The sequence below is a fragment of the Pseudomonas cavernae genome (genome assembly GCF_003595175.1).
Classification (GTDB): domain Bacteria; phylum Pseudomonadota; class Gammaproteobacteria; order Pseudomonadales; family Pseudomonadaceae; genus Aquipseudomonas; species Aquipseudomonas cavernae.
Genome location: NZ_CP032419.1, coordinates 1,347,634 through 1,372,419 on the forward strand (window position 1 = coordinate 1,347,634; position 24,786 = coordinate 1,372,419).

Annotated in this window: 22 protein-coding genes and 1 other RNA gene; 14 read left to right on the forward strand and 9 right to left on the reverse strand. The window is 65.7% G+C overall.

Going from position 1 to position 24,786, the window contains the following annotated elements:
- Positions 1-182: 182 nt before the first annotated feature.
- Positions 183-983: an SDR family oxidoreductase gene (locus D3880_RS06240; protein ID WP_119892625.1), complete on the forward strand. Its 801-nt coding sequence runs from the start codon at positions 183-185 to the stop codon at positions 981-983.
- Between the two features lie 314 nt (positions 984-1,297).
- Here the strand turns inward: D3880_RS06240 and D3880_RS06245 are convergent, their stop codons facing one another.
- The 8 genes from D3880_RS06245 to D3880_RS06280 form a co-directional block, all read right to left on the reverse strand.
- A complete protein-coding gene (locus D3880_RS06245) occupies positions 1,298-2,722 on the reverse strand; it encodes a gamma-aminobutyraldehyde dehydrogenase (protein WP_119892626.1) in 1,425 nt (474 codons plus the stop codon).
- Positions 2,723-2,884: 162 nt separating this feature from the next.
- The gene (locus tag D3880_RS06250) at positions 2,885-3,691 is read right to left on the reverse strand and encodes an ABC transporter permease (RefSeq protein ID WP_119892627.1); all 807 of its coding nucleotides are present in this window, start codon (positions 3,689-3,691) and stop codon (positions 2,885-2,887) included.
- Positions 3,681-4,628: an ABC transporter permease gene (locus D3880_RS06255; RefSeq protein ID WP_119892628.1), complete on the reverse strand. Its 948-nt coding sequence runs from the start codon at positions 4,626-4,628 to the stop codon at positions 3,681-3,683. Before D3880_RS06255 ends, D3880_RS06250 begins: the two co-directional genes overlap by 11 nt.
- 1 nt (position 4,629) lies before the next feature.
- Positions 4,630-5,670 carry an ABC transporter ATP-binding protein gene (locus tag D3880_RS06260; protein ID WP_119892629.1) on the reverse strand — a complete coding sequence of 347 codons (1,041 nt, stop codon included), beginning with the start codon at positions 5,668-5,670 and terminating at the stop codon, positions 4,630-4,632.
- An 87-nt stretch (positions 5,671-5,757) separates the two neighbouring features.
- A non-coding RNA gene (locus D3880_RS06265) (sX9 sRNA) lies at positions 5,758-5,832 on the reverse strand.
- Between the two features lie 61 nt (positions 5,833-5,893).
- Entirely contained in the window at positions 5,894-7,054 is a 1,161-nt protein-coding gene (gene ydcS / locus D3880_RS06270) for a putative ABC transporter substrate-binding protein YdcS (protein WP_119892630.1), read from the reverse strand.
- 80 nt (positions 7,055-7,134) lie between these two features.
- Complete coding sequence (locus tag D3880_RS06275) at positions 7,135-8,601, reverse strand: gamma-aminobutyraldehyde dehydrogenase (protein WP_119892631.1); 1,467 nt, start codon at positions 8,599-8,601, stop codon at positions 7,135-7,137.
- Positions 8,602-8,738: 137 nt separating this feature from the next.
- Positions 8,739-9,650 (reverse strand): LysR family transcriptional regulator, encoded by a 912-nt coding sequence (locus tag D3880_RS06280; protein ID WP_119892632.1) that lies wholly within the window; start codon positions 9,648-9,650, stop codon positions 8,739-8,741.
- A gap of 215 nt (positions 9,651-9,865) precedes the next feature.
- On the opposite strand from D3880_RS06280, the gene D3880_RS06285 reads away from it, so the two are divergent.
- The 10 genes from D3880_RS06285 (at position 9,866) to D3880_RS06330 (ending at position 19,814) form a co-directional block, all read left to right on the forward strand.
- On the forward strand, positions 9,866-10,543 hold the full coding sequence (locus D3880_RS06285) for a tellurite resistance TerB family protein (RefSeq protein ID WP_119892633.1): 678 nt from the start codon (positions 9,866-9,868) through the stop codon (positions 10,541-10,543).
- A 232-nt stretch (positions 10,544-10,775) separates the two neighbouring features.
- On the forward strand, positions 10,776-11,534 hold the full coding sequence (locus D3880_RS06290) for a tellurite resistance TerB family protein (protein WP_119892634.1): 759 nt from the start codon (positions 10,776-10,778) through the stop codon (positions 11,532-11,534).
- A gap of 3 nt (positions 11,535-11,537) precedes the next feature.
- Positions 11,538-12,548 (forward strand): autotransporter outer membrane beta-barrel domain-containing protein, encoded by a 1,011-nt coding sequence (locus D3880_RS06295; RefSeq protein WP_119892635.1) that lies wholly within the window; start codon positions 11,538-11,540, stop codon positions 12,546-12,548.
- Between the two features lie 210 nt (positions 12,549-12,758).
- Positions 12,759-13,854 (forward strand): peptide chain release factor 2 gene (gene prfB / locus D3880_RS06300; RefSeq protein WP_119892636.1). Its coding sequence is split into 2 segments (ribosomal slippage): positions 12,759-12,830 and positions 12,832-13,854, totalling 1,095 coding nucleotides; the frame shifts between segments, so codons are not numbered across the junction.
- A 142-nt stretch (positions 13,855-13,996) separates the two neighbouring features.
- Positions 13,997-15,499, forward strand: a complete 1,503-nt coding sequence (gene lysS, locus D3880_RS06305; RefSeq protein ID WP_119892637.1) for a lysine--tRNA ligase — start codon at positions 13,997-13,999, stop codon at positions 15,497-15,499.
- 168 nt (positions 15,500-15,667) lie between these two features.
- Positions 15,668-16,381 (forward strand): TetR/AcrR family transcriptional regulator, encoded by a 714-nt coding sequence (locus D3880_RS06310; RefSeq protein WP_119892638.1) that lies wholly within the window; start codon positions 15,668-15,670, stop codon positions 16,379-16,381.
- 186 nt (positions 16,382-16,567) lie between these two features.
- The gene (locus D3880_RS06315; protein ID WP_119892639.1) at positions 16,568-17,119 is read left to right on the forward strand and encodes a hypothetical protein; all 552 of its coding nucleotides are present in this window, start codon (positions 16,568-16,570) and stop codon (positions 17,117-17,119) included.
- Between the two features lie 27 nt (positions 17,120-17,146).
- Positions 17,147-18,436, forward strand: a complete 1,290-nt coding sequence (locus tag D3880_RS06320; protein ID WP_119892640.1) for a flavohemoglobin expression-modulating QEGLA motif protein — start codon at positions 17,147-17,149, stop codon at positions 18,434-18,436.
- Positions 18,437-18,588: 152 nt separating this feature from the next.
- Positions 18,589-19,491 carry an alpha/beta hydrolase gene (locus D3880_RS06325; RefSeq protein WP_119892641.1) on the forward strand — a complete coding sequence of 301 codons (903 nt, stop codon included), beginning with the start codon at positions 18,589-18,591 and terminating at the stop codon, positions 19,489-19,491.
- On the forward strand, positions 19,488-19,814 hold the full coding sequence (locus D3880_RS06330; protein ID WP_119892642.1) for a PA3694 family proteiin: 327 nt from the start codon (positions 19,488-19,490) through the stop codon (positions 19,812-19,814). The genes D3880_RS06325 and D3880_RS06330 overlap by 4 nt, the downstream gene beginning before the upstream one ends.
- Before the next feature lie 60 nt (positions 19,815-19,874).
- Here the strand turns inward: D3880_RS06330 and D3880_RS06335 are convergent, their stop codons facing one another.
- Positions 19,875-20,219 carry a pilin assembly protein gene (locus tag D3880_RS06335; RefSeq protein WP_119892643.1) on the reverse strand — a complete coding sequence of 115 codons (345 nt, stop codon included), beginning with the start codon at positions 20,217-20,219 and terminating at the stop codon, positions 19,875-19,877.
- A 206-nt stretch (positions 20,220-20,425) separates the two neighbouring features.
- Here D3880_RS06335 and ppc point away from each other — a divergent pair, with 206 nt between their 5' ends.
- From ppc to tsaB, 3 genes are all read left to right on the forward strand, one after another.
- Positions 20,426-23,062 carry a phosphoenolpyruvate carboxylase gene (gene ppc / locus D3880_RS06340; protein ID WP_119892644.1) on the forward strand — a complete coding sequence of 879 codons (2,637 nt, stop codon included), beginning with the start codon at positions 20,426-20,428 and terminating at the stop codon, positions 23,060-23,062.
- 156 nt (positions 23,063-23,218) lie between these two features.
- On the forward strand, positions 23,219-23,866 hold the full coding sequence (adk, locus tag D3880_RS06345; RefSeq protein ID WP_119892645.1) for an adenylate kinase: 648 nt from the start codon (positions 23,219-23,221) through the stop codon (positions 23,864-23,866).
- Between the two features lie 227 nt (positions 23,867-24,093).
- Positions 24,094-24,771 carry a tRNA (adenosine(37)-N6)-threonylcarbamoyltransferase complex dimerization subunit type 1 TsaB gene (gene tsaB / locus D3880_RS06350; protein ID WP_119892646.1) on the forward strand — a complete coding sequence of 226 codons (678 nt, stop codon included), beginning with the start codon at positions 24,094-24,096 and terminating at the stop codon, positions 24,769-24,771.
- Positions 24,772-24,786: the final 15 nt, after the last annotated feature.

Genomic DNA, 24,786 nt, shown 5'->3' on the forward strand with positions numbered 1-24,786 from the left:
GCCCGGGGCGGCAGACATCGGGCCTGGCGGCCTGATGAGTCTAGTTAGTAAATGACCGCTGCGGCTAAGCCGTGGGGCTAGCTTGCCCCTACAATCGAACGGCAAGCGCACGCGCGGACGTGTCGGCTGAAATCGGCCTGCACCTCGATGTGACCAACAGTTCAACTGTCAGGACAACAACCATGAATGCATTCAGAGACGATGTATTGGCCGGCAAGGTGGTGTTCGTCGCCGGTGGCTCGAGCGGCATCAACTTAGGCATCGCCGAGCATTTCGCCCGCCATGGCGCCAAGCTGGCCCTGCTCAGCCGCAGTCAGGACAAGCTCGATATGGCGGTGGCGGGGATCGTCGCTGCGGGCGGCGAGGCCATCGGAATCGCCGCCGACGTGCGCGACTTCGCCGCGGTGGACGCCGCGCTGATCCAGGTGCAGCAGCACTTCGGCAATATCGACGTGGTGATTTCCGGCGCCGCCGGCAACTTCGTCGCGGCGGCCAAGGATATGTCGGCCAATGGCTTCAAGACGGTGATCGATATCGACCTGATCGGCACCTTCAACGTGTTGCGTGCGGCCTATCCGTACCTCAACAAGCCGGGCGCTTCGCTGATCTCCATCACCGCGCCGCAGGCGGTCAAAGCGGCGGTCTATCAGGCGCATGTCTGCGCGGCCAAGGCTGGGATCAATATGCTGACTCAGTGCCTGGCGATGGAGTGGGGGGCCGAGGGCATACGCGTCAACGCCATCTCCCCGGGGCCGATCGCCGATACCGAAGGCATGGCGCGCCTGGCGCCGACCCCGGAGATGGAGCAAAAGGTCAAGGCGCGCCTGGCCCTGCGTGACTACGGCAGCAAGCGCGACATCGCCGATGTTGCGCTGTTCCTGGCCTCGGACAATGCCCGCTACATCACCGGGACGATCATCGACTGCGACGGCGGCAGCAAGCTGGGCGATGCCACGCTGCCCGAATTGCCGCCGCGCCGTTGAGTCTGTTGGTGGGTTACGCCGCTTTGCGGCTAACCCACCCTAAGGTGCTGCCGGAGCTGCCACCGCGGCGGCGAGCCTGTGTAGGGGCGTACGGCGGGTAAAGCCTGGTCGGGTAGGATGGGTTGAGCTTTGCGATACCCATCGGAGGCTGCATGGGTATCGCGGAGCTCAACCCATCCTACGAACTGTGAGTATCTGAGCGTCGCGAGCGAAGGTTGGGCTAGGCGGCAAGCGCCGAGAAAGCGGAATGTACCGCAGTACATGAGCATTCGAGGTGCTTGCCAACCACGCCCAGCCGAGCGCAGCCGCTCAGATCAGTGCTTGAACATCACATGGCGAACCGCCGTGTAGTCCTCCAGCCCGTATATCGACAGGTCCTTGCCGTAGCCGGACAGCTTCATGCCGCCGTGGGGCATTTCGCTGACCAGCATGAAGTGGGTGTTGACCCAGGTGCAGCCGTACTGCAGGCGTGCCGACAGGCGATGGGCGCGGCCGACGTCGCCGGTCCACAGCGAGGAAGCCAGACCGTAGTCGGAGTCGTTGGCCCAGGTCAGGGCCTGGTCTTCGTCGCTGAACGGCGTCACCGAAACCACCGGGGCGAACACTTCGCGGCGGACGATCTCGTCGTCCTGCCGGGCGCCGGCCAGCACGGTCGGCTCGAAGAAGAAGCCGGCGCCGGCCACCACCTTGCCGCCGGTGACCACTTCGATATGCGCCTGCTGGCTGGCGCGCTCGACGAAGCCGCTGACCCGCTCGCGGTGCTGGGCGGTGATCAGCGGGCCGAGTTCGGTGCTGGGGTCGTCCTGCAGGCCGTACTTGATGCTGCCGACCGCGGCGCCCAGTTCGGCGACGAACTTGTCGTAGATGCCTTTCTGCGCATAGATGCGGCAGGCGGCGGTGCAGTCCTGGCCGGCGTTGTAGAAGCCGAAGGTGCGGATACCTTCCACCGCGGCGGCGATGTCGGCGTCGTTGAAGATGATCACCGGCGCCTTGCCGCCCAGCTCCATGTGCATGCGCTTCACCGTGCCGGCGGTGCTGGAGATGATGTTCGAGCCGGTGGCCACCGAACCGGTCAGCGACACCATGCGCACCTTCGGGTGGGTGACCAGCGGCGAGCCGACGCTGGCGCCGCGGCCGAAGACGATATTGACCACCCCGGCGGGGAAGATTTCGGCGAGGAATTCGCCCAGCTTCAGCGCGGTCAGCGGGGTCTGCTCGGAGGGCTTGAGCACCACGCAGTTGCCGGCGGCCAGCGCCGGGGCGAGCTTCCAGGCGGCCATCATCAGCGGGTAGTTCCACGGCGCGATGGAGGCGACCACGCCGATCGGGTCGCGGCGGATCATCGAGGTGTGTCCCGGCAGATATTCGCCGGCGGCGGAGCCGCTCAGGCAACGGCTGGCACCGGCGAAGTAGCGGAACACGTCGGCGATCGCCGGGATCTCGTCGTTCAGCGCGGCGGCGAAGGGCTTGCCGCAGTTCTGCGACTCCAGGCGCGCGAGTTCCTCGGCGTGTGCCTCGATCTTGTCGGCCAGGCGCAGCAACAACAGGGCGCGGTCTTTTGGCGCGGTCTGCGACCAGCCGACGAAGGCGGCATCGGCGGCGCGCACGGCGGCGTCGACCTGCGACTCGCTGGCCTCGTTGACATGAATCAGCGGCGCGCCGAGCGCCGGGTTGAGCACCGGCTGGCTGGCGCCTTCGCCGGCGACCAGTTGGCCATTGATCAGCAGTTTGGTTTGCATGGCTGGAACCTCGTTGACGGGGGCTGTCGGTGGTCAGTCCGTAGGATGGGTTGAGCTCCGTGATACCCATGCTGCCCTCGATGGGTATCGCTTCGCTCAACCCATCCTACGAAGCTGCGATTGTTCTCTCTCCCACTCATGGGAGAGGGTTAGGGCTTTGCGTCACTTGCCGCTGCCAGCCACGCCCTCGCCACCCTTGGTCAGGTAGTAGGCGGCGAGGATCGGCAGCATGGTCACCAGCATCACCAGCATGGCCACCACGTTGGTCACCGGCACGTCGCGCGGGCGCGCCAGCTGGTTGAGCAGCCACAGTGGCAGGGTGCGCTCGTGGCCGGCGGTGAAGGTGGTGACGATGATCTCGTCGAACGACAGGGCGAAGGCCAGCATGCCGCCGGCCAACAGCGCCGAGCCGAGGTTGGGCAGGATGATGTAGCGGAAGGTCTGCCAGCCGTCGGCGCCCAGATCCATGCTCGCCTCGATCAGGCTGTAGCTGGTGCGGCGGAAGCGGGCGATGACGTTGTTGTAGACGATCACCACGCAGAAGGTGGCGTGGCCGATGACGATGGTCAGCACCCCGGGTTCGATGCCGAGGGTCTTGAACGCCGCCAGCAGGGCGATGCCGGTGATGATGCCGGGCAGGGCGATCGGCAGGATCAGCATCAGCGAGATGCTTTCCTTGCCGAAGAAGTCGCGGCGGTACAGCGCGGCGGCGGCCAGGGTGCCGAGGATCAGGGCGATCAGGGTGGCCAGGCAGGCGATCTGCACCGACAGCTTGATCGCCTCGAGCACGTCGGCGCGGGCGAAGGCGACGCTGAGCCAGCGCAGGGTGAAGCCCTGCGGCGGGAAGCTGAACGCCGCGTCCTCGGTGTTGAAGGCGTAGACGAAGATGATCAGGATCGGGAAGTGGAGGAACACCAGCCCGCCCCAGGCGGCCAGCTTGAGGCCCCAGGAAGCTCGCTCAGAGTGCATCGAAGGCCCCCAGACGTTTGACGATGGACAGGTAGATGGCGATCAGTACGATCGGCACCAGGGTGAAGGCGGCGGCCATCGGCATGTTGCCGATCGAACCCTGCTGGGAATACACCATGCTGCCGATGAAGAAGCCGGGCGGGCCGATCAGCTGCGGCACGATAAAGTCGCCCAACGTCAGCGAGAAGGTGAAGATCGAGCCGGCGGCGATGCCGGGAATCGACAGCGGCAGGATCACCTGGGTGAAGGTCTGCTGCGGTCGGGCGCCGAGGTCGGCCGAGGCCTGCAGCAGGGACGGCGGCAAGCGCTCCAGCGAAGCCTGGATCGGCAGGATCATGAACGGCAGCCAGATATAGACGAACACCAGGAAGCGCCCGAGGTGCGAGGTCGACAGGGTGCTGCCGCCGACCCCGGGAATGCCGAGGATGACCTGCAGCAGCGGAGCCAGACCGAGGTGGTCGACGAACCACTGCGCCACCCCGCCCTTGGCCAGCAAGAGGGTCCAAGCGTAGGTCTTGACGATGTAGCTGGCCCACATCGGCAGCATCACCGCGATGTAGAAGAACGCCTTGGTCTTGCCGTTGGTGTAGCGCGCCATGTAGTAGGCAATCGGGAAGGCCAGTACCGCGCTGGCGATGGACACGGCGACAGCCATGCTCAGGGTGCGCAGGATGATGTCGAAGTTGGCGGCCTGGAACAGCGCGGCGAAGTTGGCCAGGGTCAAGTCCGGGGTCACCGCCATGGTGAAGTCGTCGAAGGTGTAGAAACCTTGCCACAGCAGGGTCAGCAGCGAGCCGAGGTAGATCGCGCCGAACCACAGCAGCGGCGGGATCAGCAGCAGCGCCAGGTACAGGTTGGGCTTGCGGTACAGCAGGCTAGACAGGCGGCGCAGCGGGCCGTCGGCACGGCCGGCTGGAAGGTTCAGCGCGGTGGCCATCTCACACACCCTCGGCCGGGGTTTCGCGCAACGGCACCATCGCCTCGCGCGGCCAGCGCGCGGTGACCTGCTGGCCGGGCTGGTACTGATTGGCGCTGCCGCGTTGCCATTGATTGTTGGCCTGGCTGACGGCGAGGGTCTGGCCGTTGTCCAGCTGGATCTCGTAGCGGGTGGCGGCGCCCTGGTACTGGATATCGTGGAGCAGGCCGCCGACCAGAATATCGTCGCCGCTCGCCGCGCCGTCGGCGAAACGGATGTGCTCCGGGCGGATCGAGAAAGGCGCGCTGCTGCCGGCGATGCGCTGGGCCAGTTCGCCACGCAACACGTTGGAGGTGCCGACGAACTCGGCGACGAAGGCGGTCGCCGGCTGCATGTACAGGTTGCGCGGGGTATCGACCTGCTCGATGCGGCCCTTGTTGAACACCGCCACGCGGTCGGACATCGACAGCGCCTCGGTCTGGTCGTGGGTGACGAAGATGAAGGTGATGCCGAGCTGACGCTGCAGCTTCTTCAGCTCGCTCTGCATCTGCTCGCGCAGCTTGAGATCGAGCGCACCGAGCGGTTCGTCGAGCAGCAGCACCCGCGGCCGATTGACCAGCGCGCGGGCCAGGGCCACGCGCTGACGCTGGCCGCCGGACAGCTGCGCCGGCTTGCGCTCGCCATAGCCGGTCAAGGCGACCATGGCCAGCGCTTCCTCGGCACGCTTGAGGCGTTCGTCCTTGCCGACGCCCTTGACCTTGAGGCCGTAGGCGACGTTGTCGCGCACGTTCATGTGCGGGAACAGCGCGTAGTCCTGGAACACGGTGTTGACGTCGCGCTGGTAGGGCGCCAGACCGACGGCCTCGGCGCCGTGGATGCGAATGGAGCCGGCGCTGGGTTGCTCGAACCCGGCGATCAGACGCAGGCAGGTGGTCTTGCCCGAACCGGACGGGCCGAGCATGGAAAAGAACTCACCGTCCTTGATGGCCAGGGATACCCGGTCGACGGCCTTCACTTCGCCGAACACGCGGGAGACTTCGGTGAATTCAACTGCGATGGTCATGTGTTGCTCCAGAGAAAACGATGTTCGGGGCAGACGCTTGCCTCTCCCGTGAACGGGAGAGGGAACTGGCGTGTGCGCTTCGAAAGTGGCTCAGAGGGCGTAGCGAGCAGGCCTCAGCCGTGTCCGGCCAGCGCGCAGGAACCGCAGCGTACTGAAGTACGTGAGGATTCCGAGCACTGCCCGGGCGCGGATCAGGCCTGCGCAGTAGCCATCTGGGCCACTTTTACCGACCGCCCATGATCGCGATGTAGTCCTGCGTCCAGCGGCTGTATGGCACGCACTGGCCCTGGGTCTTGCACTTGGCCTGCGGGGTTTTCCAGAAGGCGATGCGGTCGAACTGGTCGTAGCCGTTGGTGGCGCAGCCGCCGGCGCCGAGCAGTTCACTGGCCTTGCAACCGGCCGGTACCGCCGGCAGCGAGCCGAACCATGCGGCCAGGTCGCCCTGCACCTTGGGCTCCAGCGACCAGTCCATCCACTTGTAGGCGCAGTTCGGGTGCTTGGCGTCGGCATGCAGCATGGTGGTGTCGGCCCAGCCGGTGACCCCTTCTTTCGGGAACACGGTGGCCACCGGCTGCCCTTCGGCCTTCAGGGTATTGGCCATGTAGCCCCAGGTGCTGGAGGCGACCACGCCTTCGTTCTTGAAGTCGCTCATCTGTACCGTGGCGTCGTGCCAGTAGCGGTGGACCAGCGTGTGTTGCTTGCGCAGCAGCTCGAGCACGGCGGCGTACTGTTTTTCGTTGAGCTCGTAGGGGTCGTTGATGGCCAGATCCGGCTGGGCGGATTTCAGGTACAGCGCCGCGTCGGCGATATAGATCGGCCCGTCGTAGGCCTGCACGCGGCCCTTGTTCGGCTTGCCGTCGGCCAGCTGCTGCGCCTCGAACACCGCACTCCAGCTGTCCGGCGCCTTGCTGAACGCCTTGGTGTTGTACATCAGCAGGTTCGGGCCCCACTGGTAGGGCGTACCGTAGGTCTTGCCATCGACGGTATACCAGTCGCCGCCTCCCAGGCGCGGGTCGAGGTTCTTCCAGTTGGGCACCAGTTTCGGATCGATCGGCTGCACGCGCTTGCCGTAGATCAGGCGCAGCGAGGCGTCGCCGGAGGCGGTGACCAGGTCGTAGCCGCCCTTGTTCATCAGGCTGACCATCTCGTCGGAGGTCGCCGCGGTCTTGATGTTGACCTTGCAGCCGGTGTCCTTCTCGAACTGGGTGACCCAGTCGTAGTTCTTGTCGGTTTCGCCGCGCTCGATGTAGCCCGGCCAGGCGACGATATCCAGACGCCCTTCGCCGGCGCCCACGGCTTTCAACGCTTCGGCGGCCTGCAGGCTGGTGCTGGCCAGCAGGGCGGTGGCGAGCGCACTGAGCAAAGCAGTCTTGTGCACGAACATTGGAATTCCCTCTTCTTGATTTATGGTCGGGGCAGTGGAACGTCGTGGTGCTACGCCCGGATCGGGCGACTTCTTGTACTTCAGTAAAGCTGCTCGCCGTGGCGCGCCATGATGTGGCGCACCACGCTGTAGTCCTGCAGCGAGTCGCTGGACAAATCCTTGCCGTAGCCGGAGCGCTTGAGCCCGCCGTGGGGCATCTCGCTGACCAGCATGAAATGGCTGTTGATCCAGGTGCAGCCGTACTGCAGGCGGGCGGCGACCTGCATCGCCTTGTCCAGATTCTGCGTCCACACCGAGGAGGCCAGGCCGTATTCCGAATCGTTGGCCCAGTCCACCGCCTGGCTCAGCTCGTCGAAGCGGGTGACGCTGACCACCGGACCGAACACCTCGCGCTGGACGATCTCGTCGCTCTGCTTGCAACCGGCCAGCAGAGTCGGCTGGTAATAGAAGCCGGGGCCGGAGTGCACGGCGGCCCCGGTGACCCGTTCGATATGCGGCTGGCCGAGGGCGCGCTCGACGAAGCTGGCCACGCGGTCGCGCTGGCGCGGGCTGATCAGCGGGCCGAGTTCGTTGTCGGCATCGCGCTTGCGAGCGAAGCGCAGGCTGGCCACGGCGTCGCCCAGTTCGGCCACCAGGCGGTCATGGATACCAGTTTGAGCATAGATGCGGCAGGCGGCGGTGCAATCCTGGCCGGCGTTGTAGTAGCCGTAGCTGCGCACGCCCTCGACCACCGCGGCGAGGTCGGCGTCGTTGCAGACGATCACCGGCGCCTTGCCGCCGAGTTCCAGATGGGTGCGCTTGAGGCTCTTGGCGGCGGCCTGGAGGATCTTCTGCCCGGTGACGATATCGCCGGTCAGCGACACCATGCGCACCTTGGGGTGGCCGACCAGCAGGCCGCCGACGCTTTCGCCGCCGCCGCAGAGGATGTTCAGCACCCCAGGCGGCAGCAGCTCGGCCAGCACCGGGGCGAGGGCGAGGATCGACAGCGGGGTGTGCTCGGACGGCTTGAACACCAGGGTATTGCCGGCCGCCAGGGCCGGGGCGATCTTCCACGCCGCCATCATCAGCGGGTAGTTCCACGGTGCGATCGAGGCCACCACGCCGATTGGGTCGCGGCGCACCATGCTGGTGTAACCGGGCAGGTACTCGCCGGCCAGCTGGCCGGTCTGGCAGCGCACCGCGCCGGCGAAGAAGCGGAACACATCGATGCTCGCGACGAGGTCGTCCTGGCGGGCCAGATGCTGCGGCTTGCCGCAGTTCAGCGCTTCCAGGCAGGCGAGCGAGTCGGCGCGCTGGGCGATGGCGTCCGCAATTGCCAGCAGCAAGTTGGAACGCTGCGCCGGAGTGGTCCGCGACCAACTGGCGAAGGCGCGCTGCGCGGCCAGGATCGCCGCTTGCACCTGCTCGCCGGAGGCTTCGGCGACCTGGGTCAGCACTTCGCCGCTGGCGGGGTTGAGGATGGCCTCGGCGGAACCGGCGCCGGCGACCAACTGGCCGTCGATCAACAGCTCGGTGAGGAAGGGCGGGGGAGTCGCAGCGCCGGCCATCGTGCTCGCTCTTGGGCAGAGATTGTTATTCGCGCATGGCCGGCAGGTGTGTGCCCAGGGCATGGCGTCTTATTGCCAGCAAGACTAGAGCCGGGCTTGGAGGGCGACAAATTCTAAATACTGAATGTTGCGTTCGATTAAATAGATGGCCTGCGTCCGCTGGGTTGTTCGCGGGCGACGGTGAGGAACGGATCGACCAGTGCCGGCCGCGCCGTGCCACGGCGCCAGGCCAGGCCGACATCCAGGGTCTGGGTCAGGTCGACCAGGGCGCGAGCCTCGATGATGTCGCCTTCCAGCGACCAGGGCCGATAGGTCATGTCCGCCTGGATCGATAGGCCCAGGCCGGCGGCCACCAGGCTGCGCACCGCCTCGGTGGAACCGGTGCGCAGGGTGATGTGCGGCTGCAGTCCGGCGCGCGACCAGATGCGCTGGGCATTCAGGCCCATCTCGTCGACGTTCAGCTGGATCAGCGGTTCGCTGACGACATCCGCCAAGGCAATGCTGTCCAGTTCCAGCAGCGGATGCCGGGCCGGCAGCCACAGGCGCAGCGGCGAGTGGGTCAGCACCTCGGTTTGCAGGGCGTGGCGGTCTTCCAGGTTGGAGAGGATCAGCACGCCGACATCGATTTCACCGCTGATCAGCAGGTGCTCGATATAAGGGCGCTCGTCCTCCATCACGCGGATCTCCACGTTCGGGTAGGCGCGCTGGAAGCGGGTGACCAGATCGGCCAGGTAATAGCCGGCGACCAGGCTGGTGACGCCGACGGTGAGCTGGCCGGCGACCTGGTCGGTGCTCTGCTGCAGGCTGCGCTTGGCATTGTCGACTGTGGCCAGGATCAGGTGCGCCTGGCGCAGGAACTGGTGGCCCTGGTGGGTCAGGGTCATGCCCTTGGCGTGGCGGTTGAACAGGCTGACACCGATCTCCTGCTCCAGCTGCTGGATCGCCAGGGTCAGGGTCGATTGCGAGATGAACGCCGTCTGGGCGGCGGCGGAGATCGAGCCGGTCTCGGCGACGGCGATGAAGTGGCGGATCTGGCGCAGGGTCATCATGGGTCGGCTTACCGTGTGCAGGCTAGGTTTTTCGTTGCTGTTTTTCGAATATGAATTAGAAGTTTCTGTTTTGTCGAATGATTGGTGAGCGCTACGCACCGGCTTGCGGCTATCGCCACGTCGGCAATATCTCGAAGCACTCTCAGGCATGCCGGCGGGATTTCACGCGGATAGAGTGCAATCCATTGCCCATTCGCTTGTGTCTGGAGAACCTCATGAATACGCGTGGTCTGCTCGATCAACTGCTCAAGTCCGGTCAGGAACTGCTGCAGAACAAGCCCGGCGCTGGTGCTGGCAGTGCCGGCCAGCTCGGTAACCTGCTCGGCAGTGTCGGTGGCGGCGCTTTGGGCGCGGGTGCCATCGGCCTGCTGCTGGGCAGCAAGAAGGCGCGCAAGCTGGGTGGCAAGGCGCTGACCTATGGCGGCCTGGCGGCGCTCGGGGTGGTCGCCTACAAGGCCTATAGCAACTGGCAGCAACAACAGGCCGGGGCTACGCAGACCGAACCGCAGACGGTGGATCGCCTGCCGCCGCCGCAGGTCGAGCTGCACAGTCACGCGATTCTCCGGGCCCTGGTGGCGGCGGCCAAGGCTGACGGCCATATCGATGCGCGAGAGCGCCAGCTGATCGACGGCGAAGTGCTCAAGCTCACCGATGACCGCGAACTGCAGGGCTGGCTGGATCGCGAGCTGCACAAGCCGTTGGACCCGGCGGAAGTGGCGCGTGCGGCGCAAACCCCGGAAATGGCCGCGGAAATGTACCTGGCCAGCCTGCTGATGGTGGACGAGGAACACTTCATGGAACGCGCCTATCTGGAGGAGTTGGCGCGCCAACTGAAGTTGGCGCCCGGCCTCAAGGCCGAACTGGAAAGCCAGGCCCGGCAGGCGCTGCAATAGCGCTTTGTAGCCCGCGTGCCGGCGATCACTGCCGGACCGTAGGTTGGCTTGAGCGCAGCGATACCCAACGAACAGGCGCCGATGGGAGTCGCGTAGCTCAACCCATCCTACCGATGCGCTCCGGATCGCCCGCCCGCCGCCGGCCCGACCGTCCGGCAGCGGCCATGGCGAATTGCCTTCGCCGGACTATCGTTTCTAGCCTAGCCCGGCGCATCGACGGGAGGGAGGCGAGATGAATACCAGCGATTTGCTCGAACAATTACTGAGCTCCGGGCTCGCTGCGCAGGGCGGCGGCGCGGCATCCCGCTCCGGTGGTGCGCAAGGGGGGCTGGGCGACCTACTGGGTGGTGGGCTCGGTGACCTTTTGGGTGGTGGTGGCGCTATTAGTGGCGCCAGCGCTGGCGGCGGCCTGGGCGGGCTCGGTGGCCTGGGTGGCCTCGGCGGCTTGCTCGGCGGGCTGCTCGGCGGTGGTGCGTCGCAGGCTGGCCAGTCCCGCGGCGGTGGCTTGGGCGGTGGTATGGGGGCTGGCGGCCTTGCCACGCTCGGCATGCTCGCCTTCCAGGCCTTCAGTGCCTGGCAACAGAGCCAGGCAACCGCCGCCGCGCAGCAGCCGCAAACGGTCAATACGTTATCCGGCGCCGCCGCCGAGGAGCACAGCCACGCCATCCTGCGGGCGCTGATCGCCGCCTCCAAGGCCGACGGGCGCATCGACGAGCAGGAGAAAAAGCTGATTTACGCGGAAATCGCCAAGCTTACGGCGGACCCTGAGTTGCAGAGTTGGCTGGATCAGGAGGTCAGTCATCCGCTCGATGCGGCGGAAGTCGCGCAGGCGGCGCAGACCCCGGAAATGGCTGCGGAGATGTACCTGGCCAGCGTGCTGCTGATCGGCAGCCAGCAGGGCGGCGAGCGCGACTACCTGGATGAGTTGGCCGCCCAACTGCGACTCGATCCGGGGCTGCAGGCCGAGTTGGAAGCCCAGGTGCGCGGCTAAGCCATGGCTCTCCGTTCGGCACTGACCCCGCTCGCGGCGCTGCTGCTGGCCGGCTGGCCGCTCGCGGCGCCGGCGGCGCAGGAGGGCGAGCTCTACGCCTCCAGCCGCAGCTTGCTGCTGGAGGACAGCCGCTTCGTCCGCGAGGCGGCGCTGGACCGGTTGCAGCAGATTCGCTTCGCCTTCCGCGAGCCGCAGGCCGAGCCCGGTCAGCAGCCGGTCTGGGCGCGGGCCTATGGCAACTGGGGCTCGGTGGATGCCGACGGTGCTGCGGCCCGGGTCGAGCGCGACAGCGGCGGCCTGTTCCTCGGCTTCGACCGCAAGCTCGACGACCGCTGGGTCGCCGGCGCGTTGGCCGGCTACTCGCAGCTCGATGCGCACCTCGACGGCCGCGCCGCCGCTGCCGACATCGACAGCTATCACCTGGCCGCCTATGCCGCCGCGCGCATCTACAACCAACTCGGCTTCAAGCTCGGCGCCGCCTACAGTCAGCACCAGCTCGACAGCAGTCGTCAGGGCCTGCACGGCGAGGGCGATGGTCACAGCCTGCAGGCGTTCGGCGAGGCCGGCTACGCCATGGATTTCCAGACCTTCACCATCGAGGCCTTCACCAGCCTGGCCTACGTGACGCAGCGCAGCGATGGGCTGACGGAGAAGGGCGGCGCCGGCGCGTTGCGGGTCAGCAGCGGCAGCGAACATGCCAGCCTCGCCACCTTCGGCTGGCGTGCCGCCACCAGCTTCACCCTCAATGGTGGGCAGCGGCTGGTCACGCGCGGCAGCCTCGGCTGGCGGCATGCCTTCGGCTCGACCGAGGTGAGCAGCGATGCGGTGGCGCTGGCCGATGGTGCTGCGATCCGCAGCGCCGGCGTGCCGCTCAGCGAAGACAGCCTGCGCCTCGACCTCGGCCTCGACTACGAGCTGTTGCCGGAGGTCTATGTCGGCCTGCTGTATGCCGGCAACTACGCCGATGCCGCGCGCGACAATGCCGTGAGCACCCGCCTGAGCCTGAAGTTCTAGTGCCCGCTTGTGGTGCTTTCGTAGGACGGGTTGAGGCGCGTAGCGACGATACCCATCGAGTCGATGCCGATGGGTATCGCTTCGCTCAACCCATCCGACGTGGATAAGGTGCGGGCATCCGCAACCGCCGGGCGGCGGGCTGCCAGGGGCTGGCAACTGCGGTATACTCGCCGGCTTTTCACGAAGTTCCGCCTGCGAGTGCTGCCTGCCATGGAAATTAACCCGATCCTTAACAGCATCAAGGACCTGTCCGAACGCACCCAGACTATTCGGGGGTATCTTTGACTACGATCAAAAGCATGATCGTCTGGTCGAAGTAAACCGCGAACTCGAAGACCCGAACGTCTGGAACAACCCCGAATACGCCCAGAACCTGGGCCGCGAACGCGCCCTGCTGGCGCAGATCGTCGAAACCCTCGACGACCTCCAAGGCGGCCTGGCCGACTCCCGCGACCTGCTCGACATGGCCGTAGAGGAAAACGACGAAGGCGCGGTGAATGACGTCGCCAACGAAGTCGAACGCCTGCGCGAGATCCTCGAGAGGCTGGAGTTCCGCCGCATGTTCAGCGGCGAGATGGACCCGAACAACGCCTACCTTGACATCCAGGCCGGCTCCGGCGGCACCGAGGCGCAGGACTGGGCCAACATGCTGCTGCGCATGTACCTGCGCTGGGCCGACAAGCGCGGTTTCGACGCCACCATCATGGAGCTGTCCGCCGGCGAAGTCGCCGGGATCAAGGGCGCCACCGTGCACATCAAGGGCGAATACGCCTTCGGTTGGCTGCGTACCGAGATCGGCGTGCACCGCCTGGTGCGCAAGAGCCCGTTCGACTCCGGCAACCGTCGCCACACCTCGTTCACCGCGGTGTTCGCCTCGCCGGAAATCGACGACAACATCGAGATCGAGATCAATCCGGCCGACCTGCGCATCGACACCTACCGCTCCTCCGGGGCCGGTGGTCAGCACGTCAACACCACCGACTCGGCGGTGCGGATCACCCACCTGCCGACCAATACCGTGGTCAGCTGCCAGAACGAACGTTCCCAGCACGCCAACAAGGACACCGCCATGAAGATGCTGCGGGCCAAGTTGTACGAGCAGGAAATGATGAAACGCAACGCCGCCTCGCAGGCGCTGGAGGACTCCAAGTCGGATATCGGCTGGGGCCATCAGATCCGTTCCTATGTGCTCGACCAGTCGCGGATCAAGGATCTGCGCACCGGCATCGAGAACAGTAACTGCGACGCGGTGCTGGACGGCGATCTGGATGAATTTATCGAGGCCAGCCTGAAGCAGGGGCTGTGAACAAAACGCAATGTAGGTTGGGCCGAGCTGCGCGAGGCCCAACGAGCGGCGCTGCATTTGCGTAGGAGGCCGGCCCCGGGCCGGATGTTGGGCATCGCTGCGCTCAGCACCAACCTACGGTTACAGGAACAGACGAAAGACCATGAGCGACCAACAACTCGACCAGCACGAACTGCAACAGGAAGAAAACAAGCTGATTGCCCAGCGCAAGGAAAAGCTTGCCGCCGTCCGTGAGCAGGGCAACGCCTTCCCCAACGACTTCCGCCGCGACAGCTACTGCGCGGACCTGCAGAAGCAGTACGTCGACAAGAGCAAGGAAGAGCTGGAAGCCGCCGCCATTCCGGTCAAGGTCGCCGGGCGCATCGTGCTCAACCGTGGCGCCTTCATGGTCATCCAGGACATGAGCGGACGCATCCAGGTCTATGTCAACCGCAAGACCCTGTCCGAGGAAACCCTGGAAGCGGTGAAGACCTGGGACCTGGGCGACATCATCGCCGCCGAAGGCACCCTGGCGCGCTCCGGCAAGGGCGACCTGTACGTGGAAATGACCAGCGTGCGGCTGCTGACCAAGTCCCTGCGCCCGCTGCCGGACAAGCACCACGGCCTGACCGACACCGAGCAGCGCTACCGTCAGCGCTACGTCGACCTGATCGTCAACGAAGACGTGCGTCAGACCTTCCGCGTGCGTTCGCAGGTGATCGGCCACATCCGCAAGTTCCTGGCCGACCGCGACTTCCTCGAAGTGGAAACGCCGATGCTGCAGACCATTCCCGGCGGCGCCGCGGCCAAGCCGTTCGAGACCCACCACAATGCGCTGGACATGGCCATGTTCCTGCGCATCGCCCCGGAGCTGTACCTCAAGCGCCTGGTGGTCGGTGGCTTCGAGCGGGTGTTCGAGATCAACCGCAACTTCCGTAACGAAGGCGTGTCGACCCGGCACAACCCCGAGTTCACCATGCTCGAGTTCTACCAGGCCTATGCCGACTACGAAGACAACATGGACCTGACCGAGGAACTGTTCCGCGAACTGGCCCAGTTGGTGCTCGGCAGCACCGACGTGCCTTACGGCGACAAGGTGTTCCACTTCGGTGAGCCGTTCGAGCGCCTGTCGGTGTTCGACTCGATCCTCAAGTTCAACCCGGAAATCACTGCCGCTGACCTGCAGGACATCGGCACGGCCCGCGCCCTGGCGAAGAAGGCCGGCGCCGCCGTCAAGGGCTTCGAGGGTCTGGGCAAGCTGCAAACCATGATTTTCGAGGAACTGGTCGAGCACAAGCTGGAGCAGCCGACCTTCATCACCAAGTACCCGTTCGAAGTGTCGCCGCTGGCGCGCCGCAACGACGAAGATCCGAGCGTCACCGATCGCTTCGAGCTGTTTATCGGGGGGCGGGAAATTGCCAACGCCTACTCCGAGCTGAATGACGCCGAAGATCAGGCCGAGCGCTTCATGGCCCAGGTGGCCGACAAGGATGCCGGTGACGACGAGGCCATGCACTACGACGCCGACTTCGTCCGCGCCCTCGAATACGGCATGCCGCCGACCGCGGGCGAGGGCATCGGCATCGACCGTCTGGTGATGTTGCTCACCAATTCGCCGTCGATCCGCGACGTCATCCTGTTCCCGCACATGCGCCCGCAGGCCTGATGCGGTGAACCACAACAATAGAGCCGCCTACGGGCGGCTTTATTGTTGGCGCCTGTTGCAGAGTCCCTGCGTGTTCATGCTGCGTAGCAAACGCGGCCGATTGCTTCTGTTCGTGTAAGCTCCAAGAATATTCTTCAGGTTTCCGCGTAGCCGAGGTAGAAAACCATCGTGACCCGCAGCCCCGTCCAAGACAGCGCCGCCACCGTGGCCAGCGCCGTAGCTGAAAGTGTCCAGTACCAGGGCCGCAAGGCCAGTCGGCAGGGCAGCGAACAGCGCCGTCAGGCGATTCTCGACGCCGCCATGCGCATCATCGTGCGCGAGGGTGTGCGGGCCGTGCGCCACCGTGCCGTGGCCGCCGAGGCCGAAGTGCCGCTGTCGGCCACCACCTACTACTTCAAAGACATCAACGACCTGATCACCGATACCTTCGCCCAGTTCGTCGAGCGCAGCGCCGAGGCGATGGCGGCGTTCTGGGACCGCACCGAGGGCCTGCTGCTGGCGAAGGTCGGCCGGCTCAATGGCAGCGTCGAGTCGCGCTATCAGTTGGCCGATGAGATTGCCGGGCTGGCGGTGGAGTACGTGCGCCAGCAACTGCTGACCCGCCGCGATCATCTGCTGGCCGAGTGTGCGTTCCAGCAGGAAGCCTTGCTCAATCCGCGCCTGCATGAGCTGGTGCGCTCGCACCGGCAAATCCTTGTGCAGGGTGTGACCCACTTCTTCCAGGTCCTCGGCTCCAAGCAGCCGGAGCAGGACGCCAAGGTGTTGACGGGCATCATTGAGCGGATGGAGTATCAGGGCCTGCTCGACGGGGCGGATCAGCTGGACAACGAGGACATGCTGGCCATCCTCAAGCGCTATATGTACCTGGTGCTCGGCCTCTGAGGCCTCTGACGAACCCCGCGGCTGCGGGGTTTTGTCATATTGACGGAGTAAGCTGCGCCGCTTTGCCGAGTCGGCGCGGATGAGGAGAGTGGCTTTGCTAGGGTTAGAAAAACAGGTGCGGCAGCCCTGGATGAGCGCTTCGCCGCACGCACCGCAGTTGGCTCACGTCCGCACAAGGAGCGCGAAATGAAAGCCTGGCGTATGGTGCTCGCCTTGTCCTTCTTGCTGTTGAATGGCTGTCTGGTCACCTTCAAGGATCCCATTCCGGCCAACGAGGCCGCTCCCATGCCGTTGCTGGGCGAATGGACGCGCAAGAACGAGTGGGGCGAACAGCAGTACCTGGAAGTCAGCCGCGCCGGCTCCAACCTGTACAAGGCGGTCACCTACGAGAACAGCCCGGACGATAGCGAAAGCCTGAAGGAGTTCGGCTTCACCGTGTCCCACCATGGCAGCCGCTGGTATCTGTCGGCCGGTATGCCGAAGAGCCTGGGCGCCAATTTCGCCATCGCCGGCTTCGAACTGACCAAGGACAACGAGCTGGTGGTCTATAACCTCGATGTCGACCGCATCCGCCAGGAGTTGGACGCCGGTCGGCTGGACGGCAAGATCTTCGAAACCCCCGACGGTGATGGCGCCTTGATCAGCAGTCCGCTGAACAAGGTGTTTGCCTATCTCGACGACCAGGCCAATTCCGACGTGTTCATCGAAGTGGCGCGTTTCCAGCGCAGCGGCCAGTGAGCCCGGCAACCCGCGAGTGACAGAACGATGAACGACCATATGGTGCTCGACGAATACCAGCTGACCATCCGCACCCTGTCCGATCGCCTGGTCGAGGCGCAGACGCCGATCCGCGTGCTGGATGCGGTGAAGTGGGACGACAACATCCGCCAGGACTTCCTCAAGCACAAAGGCAAGGAGCCGCCGGCGGTCGATCGCGCCTATTACGAAAGCCGGCCACTGGCCTTCGACCCCGGCGCGAAGAAGCTCGAATTCCAGAACATCGAGCGCGACATCACCCGTCAGCTCGGCCAGTTCAGCCCGGTCGGGCAGATCATGCGGCGCATGTGCCGGGAATACCGGATGGTCATCCGCATGCTCGAGGCGCGCGGCACTCCGGACTTCGGCCTGATTTCCCAGGAGCTCTACGGCGCGGCTTCCGACGCCTTCCATGCCGGCGACCCGACGCTCGCCGACCTCGGCCTGATGTTCTCCGAGTACCTGAACAACATCGCCGATCGCGGCGACCTCGAAGACGAACCCAAGACTCTTAGCGCCAACACGGCGGTGGAGATGCTGCAGAGCCGGTTGAGCACGGTGTTCGGCGACGACACCATCCGCGTGTTCGAGTCCGACGGCATCCTCGCCGATGCCGCCGCCGGCGCCGACTACATCAAGGTGCGCAGCGACGCCCTGTTCAACGAGCGCGACGTGCGTGCCCTGGAAGTGCATGAAGGCCTGGTGCATGTCGGCACCACTCTCAACGGCCTCAGCCAGCCGATCTGCACCTTCCTGGCCAAGGGTCCGCCATCCTCGACCGTGACCCAGGAAGGCCTGGCGATCCTCATGGAGGTGATCGCCTTCACCTCCTACCCGACCCGGCTGCGCAAGCTGACCAACCGTATCCGCGCCATCCACATGGCCGAGGACGGCGCCGATTTCCTCCAGGTGTTCGAGTTCTACCGCGAGCAGGGCTTCGCTCGCGAGGAAAGCTACGGTCACGCCAGTCGGGTGTTCCGCGGTTCCACCCCGGACGGCCTGCCGTTCACCAAGGACCTGTCCTATCTCAAGGGCTTCATCCTGATCTACAACTACATCCAGCTGGCGGTGCGGCAGGGCAAGCTGGAGCAGATTCCGCTGCTGTTCTGCGGCAAGACCACCCTGGAAGACATGCGCACCCTGCGCCAGCTGGTCGACGAAGGCCTGGTGACGCCGCCCAAGTACCTGCCGCCGCAGTTCCGCGACCTGAATGCCTTGTCGGCCTGGATGTGCTTCTCCAACTTCCTCAATCACCTGAGCCTGGAGCGGGTCGAGGCCGACTACGCCAATATTCTGTGAGGCGTGAGGTCCGTAGGATGGGTTGAGCGCAGCGATACCCATCTTTCGTCGCCGGAACCACCGCTTGTTGGGTATCGCTGCGCTCAACGCCAACCTACCAAGGCGTAGCCGGATGAAATTCGGGAAAACGGTGACAGGGGAGAGCTCGCTATATGTCCATGCCAGCGTTGCGCGCCGCGATTCTGCTACTGGTTACCCTGCTGCAGGGCTGCAGCGAGCTGTTGTTCTACCCGCAGGCGGGCCTGCCATTCACCCCTGAGCGCGTCAAGCTGGCGTATGAGGATGTCAGCCTGCGGACGGCCGATGGCACTCGGCTGCATGCCTGGTGGCTGCCGGCCAAGGCCGGAGTGGCGGTGAAGGGCACGGTGCTGCACCTGCATGGCAACGGCGGCAACCTTGCCAGCCACTTGGGCGGCAGCTGGTGGTTGCCGGCGCAGGGCTATCAGGTGCTGCTGCTCGATTATCGCGGCTATGGCCTGTCGGCCGGCCAGCCCAGCCTGCCCGCGGTGTACCAGGACATCGACGCCGCCTTCACCTGGCTGCAACAGGCTCCGGCGGTGCAGGGCAAGCCGCTGATCGTGCTGGGCCAGAGCCTGGGCGGGGCGCTGGCGCTGCATTACCTGGCCGAGCATCCGCAGCAGTACCACCGGCTCAAGGCCCTGGTGCTCGATGGCGTGCCGGCCAGCTACCGCGAGGTCGCCCGCTACACCCTCGCCAATGCCTGGCCGACCTGGCCGCTGCAGGTGCCGCTGAGCTGGCTGGTGCCGGATGGCGACAGCGCCATCCAGGCCATGCCGAAGCTCCAGGGCGTGCCGTTGCTGATCTACCACAGCATCGACGATCCGGTGGTGCCTCTTTCCAACGGCGTGCGCTTGTATCAAGCTGCGCGCCCGCCGAGGGTGTTCCAGCAGACCCGCGGCGGCCATGTGCAGACCTTCGCCGAGCCCGCCTGGCGTCAGCTGATGCTGCGCTTTATCGACGATCCGCAAGCTTTCAGCGGCCTGCGGCGGCTGATCGAAGCCCCGAACACCCCGAATCAAGAGAGTCCGCAATGAGTGAAGAACGCAACGCCATCCCCCTGATTCTTACCGGCCTCGGCAGCGTCCTCGGGACTATCGCCGTCCTCTGGTATTACGGCTACCTGCATTTCGCCAAGCCCGAGGATGCGTTGCTGCTGGCCGACTTCACCATGCTCAAGAGCGTGCCCGGCGAACAGATGAAATTGTCGCTGGAGCCGGCCAAGCAGGTGGCGCACTGCATCGACGGCGTGGTGGTGCTGTTCGATACCGAACAGAAGGGGCTGACCGGGGTGCTGGTGGACAACCGCAAGCACGCCGTGCGCTGTGCCGGCCAGGAAACGCCGCAACAGATCAAGTGACGCCCTGGCTCGCTGCCGCCCGGCTCGATGGCCTGGTGGCAGGGCAGGGGCGCGTCCGCATCAGTGCTTGGCGCGGTCGTGCTGGGCGCTCAGTTCATGCAGGTATTTACGCGACAGGGCAAGAAAGCGTGGCGTCGGGCCGATGTCCTCGTAGAGCGGGTCGCCTTCTTCGTCGGTGGCTACTATTTGGCTGCCCTTGACGTACGGCAGGCTGGCTTCCAGCTCTTCCAGGGCGGAGCTGATCAGTTCGCTTAGCAGTTCTTCGGTATTGCGCTTCGGGTACATCTCGGTGAGGGCGGCCAGGCGGGCGGCGGTTTCGAGATCGAGATGGATCTGATAGCTCTTGTGGGTCAGGCGTCCTTTGGCGTTTTGTTCCCAATGGCGAACGAGTTCGCGGATTTTCATATACACCTCTTCCTGTGCTCACGGGTGGCGAGCGGCTGTTGAGCTTGTCGGCAAGTCCTTGTGGGGCTCGCTTTTATCAGCCTAGCCCGCTCCAGAGCGGCGAGCGGCCATTCGTCGCGCACTTGTAAGAAGTTGGCGCGCTGGCCACTCTTGAAGGAGGGAGCCCTGGTGGGCCCGCAACTTAGACGGCAGGGGAGAGAAGAGTCATGGCGGAAATCGACGCGCGCCTGCGCGAGGATGTGCACCTGCTCGGCGAGTTGCTCGGCGACACCCTTCGCGCGCAACACGGGGCCGACTTTTTCGACAAGATCGAACTCATCCGCAAGGGCGCGAAAGCCGCGCGCCAGGGCTCTGCGGCCGGCGCCGAGCAGCTCAGCAGCACCCTCGACAGCCTCGCCGAGGACGAGTTGCTGCCGGTGGCGCGGGCTTTCAACCAGTTCCTCAACCTGGCCAATATCGCCGAGCAGTACCATCGCGTGCGTCGCCTCGACCCGGAAGAGGCGGAGCCTTTCGAGGCGCGGGTCTTGCCCGAGCTGCTGAACCGCTTGCTGGCCGCCGGCCAGGCCGGCGAGGCCTTGGCCCGCCAGTTGGGGCGGGTGGAGATCGAACTGGTGCTGACCGCCCATCCGACCGAGGTGGCGCGTCGTACCCTGATCCAGAAATACGACGCCATTGCCGCGCAACTGGCGGCGCAGGACCACGGCGACCTGTCCGCTCGCGAGCATGAACAGGTGCGCCAGCGTCTGCAGCGGTTGATCGCCGAAGCCTGGCACACCGAGGAAATCCGCCGCAGCCGGCCGACCCCGGTGGACGAGGCGAAATGGGGTTTCGCGGTGATCGAGCATTCGTTGTGGCAGGCGGTGCCGAGCTTCCTGCGTGGTGTCGATGCCGCCCTGCAGGCGGCCACCGGTCTACGCCTGCCGCTGCAGGCGGCGCCGGTGCGCTTCGCCTCGTGGATGGGCGGCGACCGCGACGGCAACCCCAATGTCACCGCCCAGGTGACCCGCGAAGTCCTGCTGCTGGCGCGCTGGATGGCCGCCGACCTGTACCTGCGCGATGTCGATCAGCTGGCCGCCGAGTTGTCCATGCAGCAGGCCAGCGACGAGCTGCGGCTGCTGGTCGGCGTGCATCCCGAACCTTATCGCACCCTGCTCAAGCAGCTGCGCGAACGCCTGCGCGCCACCCGCGCCTGGGCCGAGGCGGCACTGGCTAGCGACGTGCCGGCCGGCCCCGAGGTGCTGCACGACAATCGCGAGCTGCTGGAGCCGTTGGAGCTCTGCTTTCACTCGTTGCACCACTGCGGCATGGGCTTGATCGCCGATGGCGCCTTGCTCGACTGCCTGCGCCGGGCGGCCACCTTCGGCCTGTTCCTCGTACGTCTGGACATCCGCCAGGACGCCGGCCGGCATGTCGCCGCGCTGGACGAAATCACCGATTACCTGGGCCTCGGCCATTACGCCGAATGGGACGAAGACACCCGCATCGCCTTCCTCCTGCGCGAACTGGACAACCGCCGGCCACTGTTGCCGGCGCATCACCAGCCCGCCGCGGACACCGCCGAAGTGCTCGCCACCTGCCGCGTGGTGGCGGCGGCACCGGCGGCCGCGCTGGGCTCCTACGTCATCTCCATGGCCGGTGCGCCTTCGGATGTGCTGGCGGTGCAGCTATTGCTCAAGGAGGCCGGGCTGCAGCGGCCGATGCGTGTGGTGCCGTTGTTCGAGACCCTCGACGACCTCGACAACGCCGGCCCGGTGATCGACCGTCTGCTCGGCCTGCCGGGCTATCGCGCCCGGCTGCACGGGCCGCAGGAAGTGATGATCGGCTATTCCGACTCGGCCAAGGATGCCGGCACCACGGCTTCGGCCTGGGCCCAGTACCGGGCGCAGGAGGCCTTGGTGGACATCTGCCAACAGCATCAGGTCGAGCTGCTGCTGTTCCACGGCCGTGGCGGCACCGTCGGCCGCGGCGGCGGCCCGGCGCATGCGGCGATCCTCTCGCAGCCGCCGGGCTCGGTGGCCGGGCGTTTCCGCACCACCGAGCAGGGCGAGATGATCCGCTTCAAGTTCGGCTTGCCGGACATCGCCGTGCACAACCTCAACCTCTACCTGGCCGCCGTGCTGGAGGCCACCCTGCAGCCGCCGCCGATGCCGCAGCCGGCCTGGCGCCAGTTGATGGATCGCCTGGCCGCCGACGGCCTCGCCGCCTACCGCGCGGTGGTGCGCGAGCATCCGCAGTTCGTCGCCTACTTCCGCCAGGCTACTCCGGAGCAGGAGCTCGGCCGTTTGCCGCTCGGCAGTCGCCCGGCCAAGCGCCGCGAGGGCGGGGTGGAAAGCCTGCGGGCGATCCCGTGGATCTTCGCCTGGACTCAGACGCGCCTGATGCTGCCGGCCTGGCTGGGCTGGGAAGCCGCCCTCGGCAATGCCCTGCAGCGTGGCGAGCAGGCGCTGCTGGAAAGCATGCGCGACGACTGGCCGTTCTTCCGCACGCGCATCGACATGCTCGAGATGGTCCTGGCCAAGGCCGACGCGGAAATCGCCCGGCTGTACGACCGGCGCCTGGTCAGTGCCGAGCTGCAACCGTTGGGTGCGCATTTGCGCGACCTATTGTCGCAGGCTATTGCCGCCGTACTGGGTTTGACCCGACAGTCGCAGCTCTTGGCACACAGTGTCGAGACCCTGGAGTCGATCAGTGTGCGCAACACCTATCTGGACCCGCTGCACCTGTTGCAGGCCGAGCTTCTGGCCCGTTCCCGACTGCCCGCGAGGCAGGCCAGCGGCCCCCTGGAACAGGCCCTGCTGGTGAGCGTGGCGGGCATTGCCGCGGGCTTGCGCAACACGGGTTAGCGGCGCTTGACCACCTACTTTAGGTGACTTGTGCGCTATAGGGGCGCTGTGTATCTTGGTCAGCCTTTTGGCCGCCCAGCGCAGCCGGAACCTATTCAGAGATGAGCCCCACGAGCACATCCAACGAACAAATAATTAATCTTGAGGAGCACATCCATGCGCGTGATTCTGCTGGGGGCGCCCGGTGCCGGCAAAGGTACTCAGGCTGGTTTCATCACCAAGAAATTCGGCATTCCGCAAATCTCCACCGGCGACATGCTGCGCGCCGCGGTCAAGGCCGGCACCGAGCTTGGCCTGAAAGCCAAAAGCGTGATGGAAAGCGGCGGCCTGGTTTCCGATGACCTGATCATCAATCTGGTCAAAGAGCGCATCGCCCAGGCCGACTGTGCCAACGGCTTCCTGTTCGACGGTTTCCCGCGCACCATCCCGCAAGCCGAAGCGCTGAAGGAAGCCGGCGTGAGCATCGATCACGTGGTCGAAATCGCCGTGGATGACGAGGAAATCGTCAGCCGCATCGCCGGTCGTCGCGTGCACCCGGCTTCCGGTCGCGTCTACCACACCGAACACAATCCACCAAAAGTCGCCGGCAAGGACGACGAAAGCGGTGACGACCTGATCCAGCGCGACGACGACAAGGAAGAGACCGTGCGTCACCGCCTGTCGGTCTACCACGCGCAGACCAAGCCGCTGGTCGACTTCTACCAGCAACTCGCCGCAGCCGAAGGCACGCCGAAGTACAGCGCCATCGCCGGTGTCGGTTCGGTGGAAGAAATTACCGCCAAGGTGTTGGCCGCGCTCAGCTGAGTCCGCGCCTGAGAACCTGCCCACGATCTGCTGCGCGTCGGCCATACGGCGTTAAAAATGGCCTCGGGATGCTCATTTACACTTCGTAAACTGCGCTCCCTCGGCCATTTCCGCCTTGTCTGGCTCTAGCTCGCGGGATCGTGAACAGGTTCTGCACCTGTCCAACGGCCCGCTTGCGGGCCGTTGGCGTTTATAATGCCCGCCCGTTTTCGCCCCTGGATCGCCCGATGACCACTCTGCTGGCCCTGGATACCGCCACCGAAGCCTGTTCCGTTGCTCTGCTGCACGACGGCAAGGTGCTCAGCCACTACGAGGTGATCCCGCGCCTGCATGCCCAGCGCTTGCTGCCGATGATCAAGGAGCTGCTGGCGCAGGCGGGCATCGGCTTGTCGGCGCTGGACGCCATCGCCTTCGGTCGCGGCCCCGGGGCCTTCACCGGGGTGCGCATCGCCATCGGCGTGGTCCAGGGCCTGGCCTTCGCCCTCGACCGTCCGGTGCTGCCGGTCTCCAATCTCGCCGTGCTGGCCCAGCGCGCGCTGCGCGAGCACGGCGCGCAGCAGGTGGCGGCGGCCATCGATGCGCGCATGGATGAGGTGTACTGGGGCTGTTACCGCGCCGAGCAGGGCGAGATGCGCCTGGCCGGGTCGGAAGCGGTGCTGGCGCCGGAGCAGGTGAGTCTGCCGCGCGATGCCTCGGGTGATTGGTTTGGCGCCGGCACCGGCTGGGGCACCTTCGCCGCCCGTTTGGCCGTACCGGTCAGCGCCCAGGATGGCACGATGCTGCCGCATGCCGAGGATCTGCTGCGCCTGGCCACTTTCGCCTGGGCGCGCGGCGAGGCGTTGCCGGCCGATCAGGCGCAGCCGATTTACCTGCGTGACAAGGTGGCGACGCCCAAGGCCGGCTGAGCGCCTATCCTGACT